The following is an 18,251-nucleotide window of genomic DNA, read 5'->3' as shown; positions in this document are numbered from 1 at the left end:
CGGCCGTGAGTGACTGACCTAACAAGTTCCGTTTCATGGCAGGCTCCCGAATGTAGCTATATGTAGAAATTATAGATCCACATGGGTTATGCCGTACTGCTTATGTCGCCTTTTTATTACCTGATGGTAAAAATCATTTACATTTTAGGTCGTTGTTACTTGGTGGGCGTGTAATACAATGCATCCACTAAAAGTGATGGAGTGTTCTTTCTGTAAAGCACCGCTGTCATTCTGCTATTTGTACTGACGATTCGTTATTAACAGGAGAAAACCAATGGATATGATCAAAACCCGTGCCGCCGTCGCCTGGGAAGCGGGCAAACCGCTTTCGATTGAAGAAGTCGACCTTATGCCGCCGCAAAAAGGCGAAGTACTGGTGCGCATCGTGGCCACCGGTGTATGTCATACCGACGCCTTTACCCTGTCTGGTGACGATCCCGAAGGTATTTTCCCTGCCATTTTAGGTCACGAAGGTGGCGGCATTGTTGAAGCCGTCGGCGAGGGCGTAACCACGCTTGAAGTGGGCGATCATGTTATTCCGCTGTATACCGCCGAATGTGGCGAGTGTAAATTTTGTAAATCCGGCAAAACCAACCTCTGCCAGGCCGTTCGTGCCACTCAGGGGCAGGGTTTGATGCCAGATGGCACCACCCGTTTCTTTAAAGACGGCAAACCCATCTTCCATTACATGGGCTGCTCTACTTTTGCCGAGCGCACCGTGGTTCCCGAGATTTCCCTGGCCAAAATCAGCAAAGAAGCGCCATTGGAAAAAGTCTGCCTGCTGGGCTGTGGCGTAACCACCGGCATGGGCGCGGTTAAAAACACCGCCAATGTACAGGAAGGCGATACCGTGGCGGTATTCGGCCTGGGCGGTATCGGCCTGGCGGTGATCATAGGTGCGGTGATGGCCAAGGCCAGCCGCATCATTGCCGTCGATATCAACGAAGACAAGTTCGAGATCGCCAAACAGCTGGGGGCCACCGATTGCATCAACCCCAATGACTACGACAAGCCGATTCAAGAGGTGATTGTCGAGATGACCGATGGCGGCGTGGATTACTCTTTCGAGTGTATCGGCAACGTGAAAGTCATGCGTTCCGCACTGGAAGCCTGCCATAAAGGATGGGGCGAGTCGGTCATCATCGGTGTAGCCGGAGCCGGGCAGGAAATTTCCACCCGTCCGTTCCAGCTGGTAACCGGTCGCGTCTGGAAAGGCTCTGCCTTTGGTGGCGTAAAAGGTCGCTCTCAGTTGCCCGGTATCGTTGAACAGTACCTGAACGGCGAATTCGAACTGGATACCTTTATCACCCATACCATGGGTCTGGAAGACATCAACCATGCCTTCGACCTGATGCACGAAGGCAAATCGATCCGTTCCGTGATCCACATGTAATTAACATTTGGCAGTAGTGCCAGCATATTGCACCAATGTAGGCACTGCTTCAGCTGTGCAATTCGGCGCAGCCGGATCTCAGTGTCGCTGCGCGCCACCAGCCAGCTGAAGCAGGCTTCTACAAAACACCATCCGGCAGAGCCGGATCAGATTAATTTTTTTCTGACAGCTTTAAGCTCCCCCGAAGGGGGAAGGAAGGAGTTTCCATGCAAATCGTTCAACAGCAAATATGCTTTGGTGGTCGTCAAATCCGTTATCAGCATGACTCCAAAGTGCTTGATTGCAGCATGCAGTTTTCGGTGTTTCTGCCGCCACAGGCCGAGCTTGGCCCAGTACCTGCGGTGTACTGGTTGTCGGGCCTGACCTGTAGCGACGAAAACTTTTCCAGCAAGGCGGGTGCCCAGCGGGTGGCGGCCGAACTGGGGCTGGCCCTGATTATTCCCGACACCAGCCCCCGTGGCGAAGGCGTGGCTGACGATGAAAACGCCGCCTACGACCTGGGGTTGGGGGCCGGCTTTTATGTTAATGCCACCCAGGCTCCCTGGCAGCAGCATTACCAGATGTACGATTATGTGCTGAGCGAGCTGCCCAATCTGGTTGAAGCCGAGCTGCCGCTGAATGGCAAGCGTGCCATTAGCGGCCATTCCATGGGCGGCCATGGTGCCCTGGTACTGGCGCTGCGTAATCCCGAACGGTTCGTGTCGGTATCGGCTTTTTCACCGATCTCTAACCCCAGCAATTGTCCCTGGGGCCATAAGGCACTGGGGGCTTACCTGGGTAACGATCGCCAGGCCTGGGCCCAATACGATGCCAGCCTGTTGCTGAAAGAACATGGCTGCCCACTGCCGATACTGGTCGAGCAAGGGGAGTCTGACAACTTTCTGAACGAGCAGCTCAAGCCCGAAGTCTTGGCGCAAGCCGCCAAACAAGCCGATGCCAACTTCACCCTGCGCATGCAGCCCGGCTACGATCACAGCTATTACTTCATCGCCACCTTCATTGAAGACCACCTGCGTTTTCATGCCGAGCATCTTGGCTAACACAGTGCTCGCAGTGCCTACAGATGTGCATCCTGTAGGCACTGCTTCAGCTGTGCAATCCGGCGCAGCCGGATCTGACGCAGTTTCAATCCATTACATCAACAGACCCTGTTCCGGCGTTGACTTCCTAGCGCCATTCTTAGCCAGCGGCCGCCAATAAACAGCCCGCCCAACACCAGTGCATATCCTGCCTCAAACCCCAATGAGATAAATACCCCCAGGCACAACAGGCTGGCCAGGGCGGCTAACCAGCGGTGGTTGCCGTTGAGCAATTTAACACCGGCGATCATGGCGAGCAGATACACCAGAATAAAGTTGCCGTTGGCATAACGCATCAGGGTTTCCAGCGGTAGCTTGAACAGCCAAACGGCCAGTACACAAAGGGCGCTGGCGGCAACTATCCAGCACAGGGCGTGAAAGGGCGCCCCATTGCGGTTGAGTTTAGCCAGTGGCGCAGGCAGCTTGCCTTCGTCGGCCATGCTCCACAACAGACGGGCAAAACCTTGTACATATAAATTCAAACCGGCAAAGCAGGCCAGATAACCCACTATGGCGGCGGCCCAGCGGCCCGGTTCACCAAACAGGGTGGCCATCATCACCGGAAACGAGGTGGTATTGGCCACTTCGCTACCAAACACACTGAATTTAATTACTGCAACGGCGTAGGCCAGATAAATAAGGCCCGCCAATAACACGCCAAACAGCAGTGCCAACGGAAAATCCCGTTCGGGGCGTTTAAATTCTTCTCCCATATGGGTGAAAGCTTCCAGCCCGACAAAGCACCAGAACATCACTGCCAGCGTCGAGGGCAGGGCGTTCCAATGCACGCTGTGTACGGACGGAATGGCGTTTAATCCGCTACTAACCAAATCACCACTTAGCCAGATCGCGGTCAACAGCCCAATAATGGCCAGTGCAATCAGCAGTTGTATCAAACCCGAGGCGCCGCTGTTGCGGCTGCCCAGTACCAGTGCCAGGCCCAGAGTACCGAGCTGAATCAACAAATCGCCGGTGGCGTTGAACGCAAACAGGGCGTGCCAAAAGCCGGTGGTTAACGTCAGCATGGCGGGCAGGCCCACTGGCAGCACGGCTAAAAACAGAAAGGCCGCCAGTTTTTCCATTGGTGCACCTAGCGCGCGACCAATCAAGTGCGGAGCACCGCCAGCATGGGGAAAGGTTCGGCCCAGACGAGCGAAGGTAAAAGCGATGGGCAATACCAGGATCATCAGTAATAGCCAGGCCCATAATGAATCGGCTCCGGCCAGGCTGGCCGCCACCGCCGGTACCACAAAAATGCCGCTGCCCAATAACGAAGTGGCCATCATGGCGGTGCCATAGCCTAATCCCAGCTGTTTATGTAAACGTCCCATTTTGTTGCCATTCTCCATGTTCGCGCAGTGCGAAATTTCGTTATTCTAGGAAAGGTCGGAACCTGTGTATCAGATCCGGCGTATTTTTATAGGCACTGCTTTAGCTGCGCGGTTTGTATTCCACATTGAGCATTCAAGATTCCGCTTGGCGCTGTTTAATTCTGATATATTAGCGGCAAATAAAGAGCAGTAGGCGTGCCACTCTGCCGCTTGAACACGGCAAAGCGTCGTATTTGGCCGACGTTTGGTGGGTGGCAGTAAAAAGGGGTTGCAGTGGACAAGTTTGACCAAAAAATACTGGCGTTATTAACCACAAACGCGCGCATGGCGGTGGCCAGCATAGCGCGTGAGGTTAATCTTTCACGCTCGGCGGTCTCTGAGCGTATTAAAAGCCTTGAAGAGCGCGGTATTATCCAGGGCTATCATGCCCGGGTAGGCCAGGCACCTGCCCTGGTGCGCGCCTACTTTGCCCTTTGTTACCATGTGCGCCAGTGCGAGCAATATGCCGAGTCGTTGCGCGGCGTGCCGGAAATAAAGCTGTGCTATACCATCAGTGGCGAAACCGACATGCTGGTGTATGTTGAGGCCGCTTCCATGGAGCGGCTGGATGCCATTCGTCACCTTATCGAACACACGCCCCACATCAAAACCGTGCGCACCCACATGATTTTGGGCGAAGTGATCAACACCCTTGTCTGAGGCCGCTATGCAGATGTTTCGGGCGCACTGGATGGCGCCATGGTTTAATCACCCTTTTATTGCCAGCGAACTGACCCCTCGAGGGGTGGTGCTGCATCTTAAACGCGAGCGTCATGCACTGGAATGGCATGAGCTGAGTGCCCCGCCCAAACTGGTTAAAGGAAGGCGTTTGTATCGGCTGCATTTGTATTGCGCCCAGGGCGATATCGAACTGGGCTGGTTATCAAAGGCCGTAGCCGAATCGCTGCATGAAGCCGTGACCCTGGGTTGGTTTCGCTTTCAGGCCGCACGGATTTTGCCGTTGGCCGAGCAGTGCCTGAGCGTGCTGGAGTTGGGGTATTTACGACAGTCCCGCTGGCAGGCGTTACAGCAGCTGTTAACACAAGCCATACTGCCGGGGCAGACTTCGGTTGAACATTCTGGGACGGGGCGAGAACGGTTTGCCTGGACCGCGTTAACGCCACCGCCCGGATTAAGCGATCGCGAAACCGCCGCCATCGGCTTGATCGCCACCTTGATTTCGGCTGATGAGCGCTGGCGCGAACAGTGTTGCGATGATTATTGCCAGCAAATGCTGGCGGATTTCAGCGAGGTGTTTGACTCGTTAGAAGCGCACCCGCTCACCGAGGCCCAGCGACTGGCCTGCGTAGTTGATGAAGACCATAATCTGGTGCTGGCCGGTGCCGGCTGCGGCAAAACCAGCGTGATGACGGCACGCGCGGCATTTTTGGTGGCCTCGGGCCAGGCCCGACCCGATGAGCTGTTATTGCTGGCCTTTGGTAACGAAGCCGCTGTGGAAATGGCCGAGCGCTTGGCAGATCAGCCCAGCACGGCGACCGTTAAAACCAGCACCTTTCATGCCCTGGGCTTGATGATTCTGGCCAGTAGCAATGGCAAGACGCCTTCGCTTAGCCCGCTGGCACAACAAGAGAATACCCGCATTCAGGCCTTCGCCCTGTGGCTCGAGCAGTTGTGCGCCGAAGACGAAGCATACAGCCAGCAGTTGCACGACTGGTTGCGCCGGCATCGTTTTCAGGTGGTGCCGCAGCCGGATTATCGGCGGGTGGCGCGGGAGTGGGCGCCCCTGGTGTCGGCTCTCAAGCTGGTTGGCGAGCCCGAGCCGGCAGATCTGACGCCTGCGCTTGCGGAGCAGCTGAACCTGGTGTTGCCGCTCTTGCATCGTTATCAGCATACGCTGGCCGAGCAGGAGCATATTGATTTTGACGACATGATTGAACAGGCTACCGAATTGGTGCGCCAGGGGCGGTTTGTGGTGCCGTGGCGTTATATTCTGGTGGATGAGTTCCAGGATATTTCGGCGCCCCGTGCCGCCTTGCTGCAGGCATTGCGCGACGCCAAGCCCGAGTTATCGCTATTTTGTGTTGGCGATGACTGGCAGGCCATTTATCGTTTCAGTGGTGCCGACGTTACCTTGACCACCCGCTTTGCCGACTACTTTGGTGCCAGTCGCATCACTCGGCTGGATAAGACCTTTCGCTTTAATAACCAGATTGAACAAGTGGCCAGCCGCTTTGTGCAGCGTAATCCGGAGCAACTGCCTAAAACCCTGAATACGCATTCGCGCAGCAACTCGCCTTGTGTGCATGTGTTGCCGGTAGACAGTAACAGCCAGCTGGATGCCATTAGCCGTTTATTGGGGCAAATTGCTGCCGAGCAGGCCGAAGTCTCGGTATATGTGCTGGCGCGGTTTCGTTTTAGTCTGCCCGATAACGCTCAGTTGGCCGCCTGGCACAAGCGCTTTCCGACGCTCAAGATCGCCGTGCAAACCTTGCATGGCGCCAAGGGCAAAGAAGCGGATCACGTCATCATGCTGGGGCTCTGCCGAGGTAAATATGGCTTTCCGCCAGAGCAAAATGCGACCGGCTTGCTGGATCTGTTATTGCCAGAAGTCGAAACGTTTCCCCATGCCGAAGAGCGCCGGCTGTTTTATGTGGGCCTCACCCGTGCTCGCCAGCAGGTGTTCCTGCTGGCCGACCAGCAGATACCTTCTCCTTTTGTCAAAGAGCTCACCGGTGGTGGTTATCCGGGGGTAAGCCGGTGGGCGGGGTAAACCCCGCGGGCAACAGGATGCAATGTTTTTTGTAGGCGCAGCTTCAGCAGCTACTACAAAAGCCTGAAATTCGTGTTTTCCCCTATGCTCAATAGAGTGCGCATACCAGCGACCACAGCTAACAGGGGGGATCGTTATCATGGCTGCTATTCGTTCTACCACATCTGCTTCATCTACCCAGCCGCTGGCGTGGGATAACCCGCTGAACACCGACGGCTTCGAGTTTGTGGAGTATGCCTCCCATCAGCCAGAGCAACTGGCCAAGCTGTTCGAGCGGCTGGGCTTTGTGGCCATTGCTCGCCATCGCAGTAAAAACGTGACCTTGTATCGTCAGGGGGACATCAACTTTATTTTAAATGCCGAGCCCAACAGTCGGGCGGCGGAATTTTCGCGTCTGCATGGCCCCTGTGCCAACGCCATGGCCTTCAGAGTGAAGGATGCCGCCGCGGCCATTACGCAGCTGGCGGAAAAAGGCGCCAAGGTGGTGGCTTTGGGGGCCGGGCCCATGGAGCTGCAAATTCCGGCCATAGAAGGTATTGGCGGCTCACTGATTTATCTGGTGGATCGCTACGGCGAGCACAGTATCTACGACGTGGACTTCAAGCCCATCCCGGGCGTGTATCAAGAGCCCAAAGGGGTGGGGCTGACCTATATTGATCATCTAACCCATAACGTGGCCATGGGCAATATGGACTTGTGGGCGGGATTTTACGAGCGTCTATTTGGCTTTAGAGAGATTCGCTACTTCGATATTGAAGGCAAGCTTACCGGTCTTAAATCCCGGGCCATGACCAGCCCGTGCGGTAAAATTCGCATTCCCATCAACGAGTCGTCCGACGATAAAAGCCAGATCGAGGAGTTTCTGCGTCTGTATCAGGGGGAGGGGATTCAGCATATTGCGCTGGGCACGGCCGATATTTTTGCCACCGTGGAAACATTGCGTAACGGCGGCATGAGTTTTATGAACACTCCCGACACTTACTACGAACAGCTGGACACTCGGCTGCCCGGTCATGGCGAAGATGTGGCCAGATTACAAAAAAACCATATTCTGATCGACGGTGCGCCCACTGAGGGGCAGGGGGTATTGCTGCAGATTTTTACCGATACGGTAATAGGGCCGATTTTCTTCGAAATCATTCAGCGTAAAGGCAATGAAGGCTTTGGAGAGGGGAATTTTCAGGCTCTTTTTGAATCCATAGAGGAAGATCAGATCCGCCGCGGCGTATTAAAGCGCGAGTGATACTGGAGATAACGCACAAAACTGGGCTTAAAACTGACATATTTACTGGCTGCCATTTTTTATTTTATCCGTTAGTGGCAAAATAGCAGGACATGCTGTCAGCTATTCTTTACACCCAGGGTCTGCAGACCCCGAGAATGGCTGGCTTTTTGTTTAGCAGGCTTTTTGTTTAAAAAGCAGTCAGTAACAGGAGTGGCAGCGCCCGTGCCCCAAAGCAAACAAATGTCTCAGCGCCCTGCAACCAGCCCGGCTCTATGGTCCAGTCGTTTTGTGTTTATTATGGCTGCCGTCGGCTCGGCCGTGGGGCTGGGGAATATCTGGAAATTTCCCTACATTACCGGCGAAAACGGCGGCGGTGCTTTTGTGCTGGTATATCTGGCCTGTATTGCCATTATCGGTTTACCGCTGATGATGTCGGAAGTCATGCTGGGTCGGCGCGGCGGTAAAAGCCCCATCGGCACCATGGCGGCCGTAGCCGCAACAGAAGGGCGCAGCAAAAGCTGGGTCGGAGTCGGCGTGTTGGCCACTCTGGCGGCATTTTTGATTTTGTCGTTTTACAGCGTGATTGCCGGCTGGACCATGCCTTATATAGTGTCAGCCATGAGTGGTGGCTTTAATAACATTAGCGCCGACCACTCCGGTGAGCTGTTTGGTCAGTTGCTGGCTTCACCCGGCCAGTTGCTGTTGTGGCATTCGGTATTTATGGGGCTGACGGTACTGGTCTCCGCCGGTGGCGTACGGCACGGGCTGGAACGGGCCGTGACCAAGCTGATGCCGGCGCTGTTCGTGCTGCTGCTGATCCTGGTGGGCTATGCCACCACCACCGGCCACTTTGGGCAGGCCGTCAGTTTCTTGTTCAAGCCGGATTTTTCTGCCCTTACCGCCGAGTCGATACTGATTGCCCTTGGCCATGCCTTTTTTACACTGAGCCTGGCCAGTGGTGCCATGATGGCCTACGGCGCCTATTTGCCCAAAAACGTTTCTATTGCTCGTACCGCCGTGGTGGTTGCCGTGATGGATACCGGCGTGGCGCTGCTGGCGGGGCTGGCTATTTTCCCTATCGTGTTCGCCCACGGCCTGGCCGCCGGTGAAGGCCCCGGCCTGATTTTCGTGACCCTGCCGGTGGCCTTTGGCCAGATGCCCGGCGGCAGTTTCTTTGCCTCGCTGTTCTTCGTGTTGCTGTTGTTTGCCGCCTGGACCTCGTCCATCTCCATGCTGGAGTCCCTGGTCAGCTATTTGAACGAGAAAGGCGTAGGCCGGGTAACGGCGGCCATTGGTGGCGGGGTTGCCGCCTGGTTGGTGGGGATTACTACCTTGCTGTCGCTTAATGTCTGGTCCGATGTAACTCCGCTCGACATGTTTTCCCGCTTTGAAGGTAAAACCCTGTTCGACCTGTACGACTATGTGACCGCCAACATCATGATGCCGATCGTCGCCTTGCTGATCGCCGTTTTTGTAGGCTGGAAGATGAAACCGGCACACTCCGCCAGTGAACTGGGCGGCTGGCACAAGCTGTGGTTTCCGGTGGTCCGTTACCTGACTCCCGTCGCGTTACTGATCGTGTTTTATTTCAATCTGAAATAACACCGACTGACACAATTCCAACGCCGGTCAGCTCGAAGGAACTGACCGGCGTTTTTTATGGGCCGTATTTATTCGAGGGCTTAACGGGCCAGCGGCAGCAGACTGTTGGGATTGGGAGTGAACGACAGGGCAATCATGGCCACTAGATAGATAAGCTAGAGCCCTGCTCCATCGGCTGATTCTCTTCAGCGTTGGGGAATGGCGCAATATAGCAATGAGGAGTCTGCGGTTTCGAGAGGATGATTTAAATGGTTCTATGACCATCACTGTTTACGATTAGTTATCCTGAAGACTTGTTTTATTCCTGCTGATTGTTCAAGAATAGTTTTTATCGTGATAGCTCATATCTGGTAGAGCTGCCTGACGCTATGTAGTTTCGGGCTGCTCTAAATCACCACCTGGTGAATAGAAAATTGTTCATTAAATGGTCGTCATTATCAACTTTATCACGCACCGGCCTGCCATACTGTCAATACAAATTAACTTGCTGTTAGCTCGTTGTTTCGTTTCCAATATGTAACAGAAGCATAAAATTGTTGCATATGAGTCTTAAATTACTTACATTTGCGTTTTTTGCAAAACGCATTGCGGCATTGTTTTTTTGATTGTTGGATCGTCTTCTTCATCAAAGAGTAAATATTGAACGCAATGTTAGGTATTTACGGTGAATAGCCAGGAAGATAGCAAGCTAATATTTGTCATTACCTTGATGTGAGGCGGGTGCGTTGCCTTGGATCGTAAATATGAGGTATTGCATTAGCAGGTTCTTTATAAAGTTGAGTTTGAGCTCAATCTACAGGCCGATATAGCACACTGCTTGCTATGTCGCGCTGAGCATTTTCTAGTGTAGAAAAACTTCATTTTACATTTTTATCTTAAATAAAAAATGATAGGCACATAATATCTTTTTTGTGAACGTAACGGGATAACGCTTTGAAAAAGAAGAATAATAAATATTATCTAACTACTTTGAGTTGCGCTGTCGTATTGAGTGTTACCGGATGTGCCAGTATTGACAATTTTTATGCTAATTCGTCCGGTAGCCTTGCATGCGCCGCCGGTGGTGTTGTCGGCGGTGTGCTGGGAGGGGGGATTGCAGCTCTTACTGGAGGAGACACCAAAAGCATTATTGGAGGTTCTTTGGTGGGAGCAGCGGCTGGCTGCGGCTTAAGTACTGCTTACCAGCATAGGGTAAAGGCAATACGCGCCCTGGCGCGTGAAGAAGGGATGAGTATTGAAATAGAGGAGCTTAAAACCACCGACAATAGTCAGCAGCGCTCAACTTCCGGCACAGGTTTGGTTGCCACTACACAAGACAGCAGCATGTTTGCCGTTGGCTCTCATCAGTTAACCGCTGATGGGAGAAGGCAGATAGGTAAACTGGCTGCCATTTTTGCTGGCTCAGCGACGGACTCTGAGCAACCAAAGTTACTCGTCGTAGGTCATACGGATGCCACCGGCTCTGCTGCCTTGAATCAACGTTTATCTGAGCGCCGTGCACAAACGGTAGGTAAGGTTTTAGCCTCGGCGGGTATTCCTGCCAGCCATATTTATTTCCAGGGGGCGGGCTCTTCAAGGCCCATAGGTGATAATACGGTGGTGGCGGGTCGTAATAAAAATCGTCGAGTGGAAATAGTAGAAGTCACCGATGAGCAGATGCTGGCCCAGCGTATTGATGCCGAAAAAGGCAACAGTAAATATTTGGCTTTTGGTACATCAAGTGCGCCTAGCCCGGTTGTTAGCCCCAAACCTGTTATTAAATCTGGCACTGAACTCAGCTCAAAGGAAAAGCGAACCACTACCGCCAAGCGGGTTGAGTCTCAGGCAAGCAAATCTCAATCACAGGATGTGCGAACACCCAATAACGGTAATGCCAAGAGCAAGCCAGGAGCTGATATTGTCGATAGTACTGCGCGAGTGAATTTTGGTGGCTCACCGGCACATAATTATACGGCGTCCCTGGGAATGAATATCGAGCCCAAATCTGGAGGTTTTAACCTTATATCCAAGGCCGAAGCGTCAGATGTTCCTATTTCCAGTTGTTTGGAAGATATGCCTAGGCAGCAGGGTGAGGTGATTAACCTTGCTACCAACAAGCCATTGAATAGTCACAAAACCAGAGAATATCTACCCGGCTATAACAATCGGGTGTGGGCTAATTTAGTCAATGGCCATTTGGTCACTATATCTCCAGTTTCGATACTGAAAAAAAATGCGGCCATAGATCGTCAGCCGTTAGTACAGATTGTTAAGGGCTACGATAAAGGTAACCGCAAGGCCTTAACCGATAAATATGTCAGCGTGGCCAATACCTACGAAGGCGAGACAGACCTGCTCTACCGAGTGTTCTTTAATGGCAAGAATACGCCAGTGACTTGCATGGATGTGGTATTCAGCAAGGGGAATGCCAAAGCCAAAGACGGCGTGCTGTTCTATTCCGATAGTAATCAGCCTTATGTCGCTCAATACCAACCTATCAGATCTTAAGGTAAAAGATGGAAACGTTATCACTGGATACACTCTTAGCGGCTCTTAGAGCTAATCAAGGCATCGTGTGGAGTCTGGTTAGCCTCTGTATTGCCTTGGCGGTTTTGGCCAAATACTGGGAGGAAGTTCGTTATTTTGCCATGCGTGTTTGGCATCGCATTCCCTTTATTGGCACTATTGATCGCTTCGCCAAAAAACAATGTAACCAGCCAGATGGCTGGCCTACGGTGGAGAAAGATCTCTGTTCTGCCTATTACACTGAATATAAAAAATATGACGGTGGCTCAAGTTTATATCGTAAGAGTAAAGACTACCTAGCTAAAGTCGGTGAAGCAGGCAGAAAGCCGACGCCAGCTTGGGTATACGTGTTGGCTGTAGTGTTACTTATTCTGGAAGCCGTGGGTTTTGCTTTTGTGATAGGTCCTTGGGTAAATCCGAACGTGAGTGCTACCCAAATGGGATATCTGGCCTGATCAGTAGCGTTCTTCTTGGCATTGATCAGTGGTGGTCTGGCTCATTTCGCCGGCTCGCAGATCCACTACAATAATTTGATCGGTAAGGCGCATGCTTGGTGGCGTGCAACGCCAAAGGACGACAGAACCCCCAAGCTGAAACAATTGTATTCCATTAATCTTGATGCCACTTTTGATGATGATGACAAACCTGATTATCAACATATTATGGCGCGGGTACATGCTAACGCCGAAGTCAGCCAGAAAAAAAACTGGGTTGTGGGCTTTTTCGCACTGATTCTTATCTTTGCCGTGGCCGCCTTCTGGATACGGGCTGAAACCCTGAAAAGCATAGAAACCGAGATGATTTCATCACTGCAACCGCCTGCTGCAGCGGGCACTATGGCCGGCCCCTTCGATTTGCCGGAAATCTCGGAAGATATTAATAATGCTGAGGTTGAGGTAAGCATTCAAGAGCAAATAGATGCGATACGCAGCGCCTCTTTGATGACTTATGTGGTGCTGTCGGTTATCTACATTGCGATTCAGTGCATCATGCTGTGGTTGGCTATTGCTTACGGATTCAAAGGAATTCATTCCAAGGCGGCCTGGAAGTATACACATAAATTTCAGAGCGCAGATGAACTGGAAGACTGGTTGGAAACAAAGCGTAACAAAATACGTGGTCATGCGAATGAAAAACTGCGGGCCTTGCAGCAAAAGCGCAGCATGCTGCACACCACAGATTCTGACCGAGATGATGCTAGCTCCAGCGTAGATGTAGCCGCTCGACATTTTTTGGCTTTTGTATCGATGGAAAATATGCCTAGAGCAGCAGCTGATGCAGACAGGAATAAGGGTGTTAACGCCTCGGGCGCAGCAGCAGAGAGTGGAAAGTTAGCGCCCGGAAGCTCTCCCAGTACCACCTCTAGAGATGCCATGAATTTTCATGATATTACCGAGATGAGTGATACCGAGCTGTCAGCGTTAAGCCGAGCCATGAAGTTGGATCTGTCTGAGCTTCAGGATATTCAAGAACAACAAAAAGCCCTGAAACTGATCGGTCATTTTGGCGTGAAAACGGCGGCCAATGAGGTTATTGAAGATCAGGAAGACAAGGTTGATCCGATAGATGCGGCGACCTTTAACGATTTGACCGAGCTGGAAGTCAGCGAACTGGCGATGGCCAGCAAAAGCCTCAATATCGATGTCGAGATACTGCAAGATATACGTGAGCAACAGCTGGTGATGAAAAAGTTAGGAATGTTTGCCAGTAAGGAAACCGCATGAAACTGACATGTTTAGTCGCTATTGCCGCACTCGTTACCGCGACAGGTTCTTTTGCCAGCGAACGAAATGACATTGTGAGCTGTTATGACCAAGCGCAGTTAAGTGATGCCAGGCCTGCCGTTTCGGGTCGATTGTTGACTGTGGTGGTGGATCAAACTCTACCGCTTTCTGATGATCTGCAGCGTGCCGCCTGGGGGCACATTGCCCGCTTTGTAAAGCCAGGTGATGAAGTCAAATTATACAGTTTTTCATCATTGGCTAACGGTAACTATATGCGGTTACATTACAGCGGAAAATTGGATGGACTATTAACTGAATCAGCACGTAATGATATCAACATGACACGATTACGTAGATTGGATAACTGTCTTAAAGGACAGATGGGTTTGTTTACGCAAACTTTTGGTCGTGAGTTTGTGCAGACAGTGAAAGGTGCCTCGTTAGATCATCCTAAGACTGAGATCATCTTTTCACTACGTGCAATAGCGGGCGATCTCCAGCGTAGTCAAACGGAAGAACGAGTCGTCTTTATACTCAGCGATATGATGGAAAATAGTGACTACACGTCGCTTTACGGCAAGAACAAAAAAGCTGCGAATGAGCTGAAAATAGTTGAAGACAGACAACTGTTTACCGATCTGGGCGGAGCTAGAGTTTATGTGCTTGGCGTAGGGTATTTACCTGATCAACCAGGCCATTATTATCCTGGTGAATATATAGACAGAATAAAGGAATTTTGGAGTGCATATTTTGAAAACTCCAATGCGAGTCTTGAAGGTTTTGGTACGCCAAACCTAGGTATGGATTTGAACTAATCGGCTTCTTATTGATGCGGGTAATTGAGAGCTGTCTGAGTCAGGCAGCTCTCTTTTTTGGTTTGAGCATATCGCTACTTGCTGTTCAACACTACAATAACGGTAACTAATATCACGTCGTAAATGCGGTTTACTGGATACTACCACCCTTCCTGGACCGTGGGTCGCTACCCATTCATTATCGACACAAGGCTGGCAGAGTTATAACCAAAAAACAGGCTTTCAGCTTGTGTTTACAATCCATATCGTTCTATTTTTTTCAGCAGGCCTTGGCGGGATAACCCCAGGGCTTGGGCGGCGTGGGTACGGTTGTTGTTGTGTTGGGCCAGGGCCTGGCTTATCAGGGTAATTTCCAGGGCCCGAACCTGGGCGTCCAGGCTTTGGTCTGGGTGGGCCATTGAGGGTTGGTCAGGCCGATTGGCGGAGTCGGTACTTGCTGATGATGTGCTGACCTGGTTGTCTGTTTGTGCGTCGGGATAGAGCAGGGCAATGTCGTCGAGCGTGATCACGCCGTTGCGGGCGATGGCGGCCACGCTGTCGAGGGCGCTTTTCAGCTCGCGCACATTACCGGGCCAGCGGCGCTGCATAAACCAGTTAAACGCCTGGCTGTCCGGGTGTTGAGGGGCTTGTTGAAACGCGGTAGCCTGCAGCGCCAAAAAATGATTAATCAGTAAAGGAATGTCTTCGGAGCGCTCATCCAGTGGCCGGGTTTCTATGTTGACGCCCTTGATGCGGTAGTAGAGATCTTCACGAAACTCGCCCAGTCGTACCTTTTCTGCCAAATCCGCATTGGTGGCCGACACCAGCCGCACGTCTATGGTTTCCAGGGCGCGTCCTCCCACCGGATAAAAGCTGCCCTCTTGCAGGACCCGCAGCAGTTTTACCTGCATAGCCCAGGGCATGTCGCCAATTTCATCCAGAAACAGAGTGCCGCCATCGGCCAGTTTCAACAGGCCGTCGCGGGCCTTGTCGGCGCCGGTAAAGGCGCCCTTGGTGTGACCAAACAGCTCGCTTTCCAGCAAATCGGCCGGAATGGCCCCGCAATGCACCGAAATAAACGGCTGGTTGGCGCGATTGCTCAGATCGTGAATGGCGCGAGAAATCACTTCTTTACCGGTGCCCGAGGGACCTGTGACCAGCACTCGTACATCGGTGGGGGCAATGCGGCTGACCAGGGCACGAATGGTGTTCATGGAAGGCGAGGCACCAATCAGGGTTTCAAGCGCCTGTTTGCCGCCCTGATTGCTTTTCAGGTTGTTCAGTTCGCGTACCAGGTGGTGCTTGGTGAGTGCTCGCTTCACTACCACCGCCAGCATGTCGGGATCGATGGGCTTGGCCAGAAAATCCCAAGCGCCTTGGCGCAGTGCTTCCAGTGCCAGCTCGCGCTCGCCATGACCGGTTAGAATGATCACCGGACGCTCGATAAATTGCGGCAAGGCCGCCAGCGTGTGTTGTGGATCGAAATGCGGCGGCAGCGACAAATCGAGCAGGATCAAGTCGGCATCAAACTCGTCGAGCCGGCTTTGCAGCTCGCTCAGACTGGCACCGGTTTGTACCTGATAGCCTTCGCTTGCCAGCCATTGGCTGCTGAGGGTACGAAAAGCCGGTTCGTCATCTATCAGCAGAATACGTGATGGTGTCATGAGTGATCCTTGGGGAAATAAAGCTCGAAGGTGACCGGCCAGCCCAGATCACTGCGATGGGTAATACGTCCGCCGTGGGCGTCCATAATGCGGCGGACGATGGACAGCCCCAGCCCGCTGCCGCCACTGCGTTTACTGACAAAGGGGCGAAATAAATGCGCCAGCATGTCCGGTGAAATGGCCGGCCCATTGTTATGCACCCGCAGAATGTCATCGGCGCTGGCTTCTATGCAGATTTTACCGTGGGGCTGGTTGCGAACAAACGACAGGGCATTGTCCAGCAGGTTAACAAGCACTTGCTGCAGCCGGTAGGTATCTGCACATAGGGTGAGATGTTCGTCCAGCTGATAATCAAATTGAACATGTTGCCAGTCGAACTGCGGGCGCAAGCTATCGAGTAGCGATGCCAAGGGCACGGCATGACGTTGCACCTTGATGTTGCCCGAGTAGGTCAACATGTCGGAAATCAGCCGATCTGCACGCTTGAGCTGGGTCTGGATCATGGTTTTGCGCTCGGTTTCCAGCCCCGCCGAGGCCATGGAAATGATATTCAGCGGATTGCGTAGCTCATGGGCCATGGCCGCCGACAGCCCCCCAAGCTCTACCAGGTGTTGCTCGGACAAACGTTTGCGTTCGGCTTCGGCCAATTGCAGTGAGCGCTCCAGCAGGCTGCAGCGGGTGGTCAGCAGCGAGGCGAATACTTCTGCCGCCAGCCGCACGCTGGGAGTGACATCGTCAAATCCTTGCAGGCGCGACTGCCAGCCGCTTGCCTGATGATGGCAAACGATGCACGGGCCGGAGATGACGTGGGCAACCTGCATGGCGGGCAGCAGCTGCACCCGAATGCTTTGTCCCATCTGGCTGCTGAGCAGTTGTTCGGCAATGATACCCAGTTCGGGCCAGTCTCGTGCTTCGGCCAAATGCTGCAGCCAGCTGTCCAGTCGTTGTTCGTTCAGCTGGCTGCCGGGATAGATAAGCCTGGCCACCAGCTTGCTGACCGGCTGATACAGTGCCAATGCCAGGGTCAGTAATAACATGGAATAGAGCCACAGCTGCCATTTGGGCACATTGGCCAGCGCCTGCATGCCAAACTGACCGGCGACCGAGCTCAGCAGGGCGATCAGTCCCAGCAGCAGTAGTGTCATTAAAATCCACAGCAGGGCGCGATTGGCCCAGGCATTGATCTCCAGCATTTGATAACGCACCACGCCATACACCAGCAGCACCACATAACTGGGCAGTAACAGCATGGGCCAGGGATACCAATAGAGCCCCAGCGAGGGAAAAATAAAGCTGCTGGCCAGCAACAGTCCCCAGGCACCGGCGGCAAACATCGCCGCGATGGAGCGTCGACGATTGCCGCTGTGAGTGCGCCAGCCCCACAGCAGCAGGGCGTGGGCCAGTATGCCGATGGCGATAGTGTAGGCAATGTTAAACCAGCCGATGCCGCCGAATACAAAGTAGTGGCTGAAGGGGCCAAACGAAATAATGTGGCCGCCATCGGCCACCAAGCTGATGCCCAATACCAGTAATGCGGCCAGATAGAGGAATACGCGCCGCTTTGCCAGGCGATCCAGCCAGCGGCGTCGGCCAGCGCCCTGGTTGACGAAGCCGATGGCAAAGTCGAGAAAAAAGGTCGGCATCAGTGGGTTGGCCAGAATGAGTGCTTTGCCCAGTGTTTCCCAGCCGTAAAATACCGACACATGACCACAGCACCACACCGCCATCATGATGCCAAAGCCGGCCATGGCCTTCATGCTGCGCTGGCTGCGGGCTCGCCAGAACAACCAGGTTGACACCACAAGTGCGCAACCTGCGGTGAGCAACATCATCAATTCAAAGGCCAGATCGAGCGCCATGGAAGTCCTTGGTGTGTGGAGTAAGAGGGAGCATCAAACTGTAAACAAGGTTTACAGCCAGACAGGTGTAAACTGTAAACCTGGTTGTCGGCTGGAGCAAGTATTATGACTTTTATTGATCTAAGTTAAGGTAATTAAAGGTATTTTGTTTTGTGGCACAGTTCGTGCTTCGTAAGGTGCATTGTTACATTGAATGATATCTGCGAGCACTTATATGAATATAGCCACATTAATGCTGGAATTTTCTGCCATCTTTATTGTTCTACTCTTGGCTACACTGCCTGCGGCAGTTAACCGTTTTCAAC

The 18,251-nt window shown here is 52.8% G+C and carries 13 protein-coding genes; 10 read left to right on the top strand and 3 right to left on the bottom strand.

Annotation, left to right across the window (positions count from 1 at the left end):
• Positions 1-274 precede the first annotated feature (274 nt).
• Both IEW52_RS01360 and fghA read left to right on the top strand, forming a co-directional pair.
• Positions 275-1,393 (top strand): S-(hydroxymethyl)glutathione dehydrogenase/class III alcohol dehydrogenase, encoded by a 1,119-nt coding sequence (locus IEW52_RS01360; RefSeq protein WP_444544012.1) that lies wholly within the window; start codon positions 275-277, stop codon positions 1,391-1,393.
• 206 nt (positions 1,394-1,599) lie between these two features.
• On the top strand, positions 1,600-2,433 hold the full coding sequence (gene fghA / locus IEW52_RS01355; RefSeq protein ID WP_188628265.1) for an S-formylglutathione hydrolase: 834 nt from the start codon (positions 1,600-1,602) through the stop codon (positions 2,431-2,433).
• Between the two features lie 98 nt (positions 2,434-2,531).
• On the opposite strand, the gene yjeH is transcribed toward fghA, so the two are convergent.
• Positions 2,532-3,803, bottom strand: coding sequence for an L-methionine/branched-chain amino acid transporter (gene yjeH / locus IEW52_RS01350; protein ID WP_188628264.1), 1,272 nt, complete (start codon positions 3,801-3,803; stop codon positions 2,532-2,534).
• A gap of 273 nt (positions 3,804-4,076) precedes the next feature.
• On the opposite strand from yjeH, the gene IEW52_RS01345 reads away from it, so the two are divergent.
• The 8 genes from IEW52_RS01345 to IEW52_RS01310 all read left to right on the top strand — a co-directional run bounded on the left by IEW52_RS01345 (position 4,077) and on the right by IEW52_RS01310 (position 14,444).
• Positions 4,077-4,502, top strand: coding sequence for an Lrp/AsnC family transcriptional regulator (locus IEW52_RS01345; RefSeq protein WP_188628263.1), 426 nt, complete (start codon positions 4,077-4,079; stop codon positions 4,500-4,502).
• A 31-nt stretch (positions 4,503-4,533) separates the two neighbouring features.
• Positions 4,534-6,573 carry a UvrD-helicase domain-containing protein gene (locus IEW52_RS01340; RefSeq protein WP_229667735.1) on the top strand — a complete coding sequence of 680 codons (2,040 nt, stop codon included), beginning with the start codon at positions 4,534-4,536 and terminating at the stop codon, positions 6,571-6,573.
• A 139-nt stretch (positions 6,574-6,712) separates the two neighbouring features.
• Positions 6,713-7,816: a 4-hydroxyphenylpyruvate dioxygenase gene (gene hppD / locus IEW52_RS01335; RefSeq protein WP_188628261.1), complete on the top strand. Its 1,104-nt coding sequence runs from the start codon at positions 6,713-6,715 to the stop codon at positions 7,814-7,816.
• 222 nt (positions 7,817-8,038) lie between these two features.
• Positions 8,039-9,400, top strand: a complete 1,362-nt coding sequence (locus IEW52_RS01330) for a sodium-dependent transporter (protein WP_188628260.1) — start codon at positions 8,039-8,041, stop codon at positions 9,398-9,400.
• Positions 9,401-10,333: 933 nt separating this feature from the next.
• A complete protein-coding gene (locus IEW52_RS01325; RefSeq protein ID WP_188628259.1) occupies positions 10,334-11,887 on the top strand; it encodes an OmpA family protein in 1,554 nt (517 codons plus the stop codon).
• Between the two features lie 8 nt (positions 11,888-11,895).
• Positions 11,896-12,360, top strand: a complete 465-nt coding sequence (locus IEW52_RS01320; protein WP_188628258.1) for a hypothetical protein — start codon at positions 11,896-11,898, stop codon at positions 12,358-12,360.
• 15 nt (positions 12,361-12,375) lie between these two features.
• The gene (locus tag IEW52_RS01315) at positions 12,376-13,629 is read left to right on the top strand and encodes a hypothetical protein (RefSeq protein ID WP_188628257.1); all 1,254 of its coding nucleotides are present in this window, start codon (positions 12,376-12,378) and stop codon (positions 13,627-13,629) included.
• Positions 13,626-14,444, top strand: coding sequence for a hypothetical protein (locus IEW52_RS01310; protein ID WP_188628256.1), 819 nt, complete (start codon positions 13,626-13,628; stop codon positions 14,442-14,444). The genes IEW52_RS01315 and IEW52_RS01310 overlap by 4 nt, the downstream gene beginning before the upstream one ends.
• A 233-nt stretch (positions 14,445-14,677) precedes the next feature.
• Here the strand turns inward: IEW52_RS01310 and IEW52_RS01305 are convergent, their stop codons facing one another.
• Together IEW52_RS01305 and IEW52_RS01300 are read right to left on the bottom strand one after the other, a co-directional pair.
• The gene (locus IEW52_RS01305) at positions 14,678-16,087 is read right to left on the bottom strand and encodes a sigma-54-dependent transcriptional regulator (protein WP_188628255.1); all 1,410 of its coding nucleotides are present in this window, start codon (positions 16,085-16,087) and stop codon (positions 14,678-14,680) included.
• Positions 16,084-17,946, bottom strand: coding sequence for a sensor histidine kinase (locus IEW52_RS01300; RefSeq protein ID WP_188628254.1), 1,863 nt, complete (start codon positions 17,944-17,946; stop codon positions 16,084-16,086). Before IEW52_RS01300 ends, IEW52_RS01305 begins: the two co-directional genes overlap by 4 nt.
• Positions 17,947-18,251 lie beyond the last annotated feature (305 nt).

The sequence above is a fragment of the Oceanisphaera marina genome, from assembly GCF_014643915.1.
GTDB classification, from domain to species: domain Bacteria; phylum Pseudomonadota; class Gammaproteobacteria; order Enterobacterales; family Aeromonadaceae; genus Oceanimonas; species Oceanimonas marina.
Note: the sequence above shows the minus strand (reverse complement) of the source record. Positions and strands in the feature narration are given on the sequence as shown.

Excerpts from the sequence above, each read along its gene's own strand:
- IEW52_RS01360 (WP_444544012.1), top strand. The coding sequence starts at position 275 with ATGGATATGATCAAAACCCGTGCCGCCGTCGCCTGGGAAGCGGGCAAA.
- fghA (WP_188628265.1), top strand. The coding sequence starts at position 1,600 with ATGCAAATCGTTCAACAGCAAATATGCTTTGGTGGTCGTCAAATCCGT.
- yjeH (WP_188628264.1), bottom strand. The coding sequence starts at position 3,803 with ATGGGACGTTTACATAAACAGCTGGGATTAGGCTATGGCACCGCCATG.
- IEW52_RS01340 (WP_229667735.1), top strand. The coding sequence starts at position 4,534 with ATGGCGCCATGGTTTAATCACCCTTTTATTGCCAGCGAACTGACCCCT.
- hppD (WP_188628261.1), top strand. The coding sequence starts at position 6,713 with ATGGCTGCTATTCGTTCTACCACATCTGCTTCATCTACCCAGCCGCTG.
- IEW52_RS01330 (WP_188628260.1), top strand. The coding sequence starts at position 8,039 with ATGTCTCAGCGCCCTGCAACCAGCCCGGCTCTATGGTCCAGTCGTTTT.
- IEW52_RS01320 (WP_188628258.1), top strand. The coding sequence starts at position 11,896 with ATGGAAACGTTATCACTGGATACACTCTTAGCGGCTCTTAGAGCTAAT.
- IEW52_RS01310 (WP_188628256.1), top strand. The coding sequence starts at position 13,626 with ATGAAACTGACATGTTTAGTCGCTATTGCCGCACTCGTTACCGCGACA.
- IEW52_RS01305 (WP_188628255.1), bottom strand. The coding sequence starts at position 16,087 with ATGACACCATCACGTATTCTGCTGATAGATGACGAACCGGCTTTTCGT.
- IEW52_RS01300 (WP_188628254.1), bottom strand. The coding sequence starts at position 17,946 with ATGGCGCTCGATCTGGCCTTTGAATTGATGATGTTGCTCACCGCAGGT.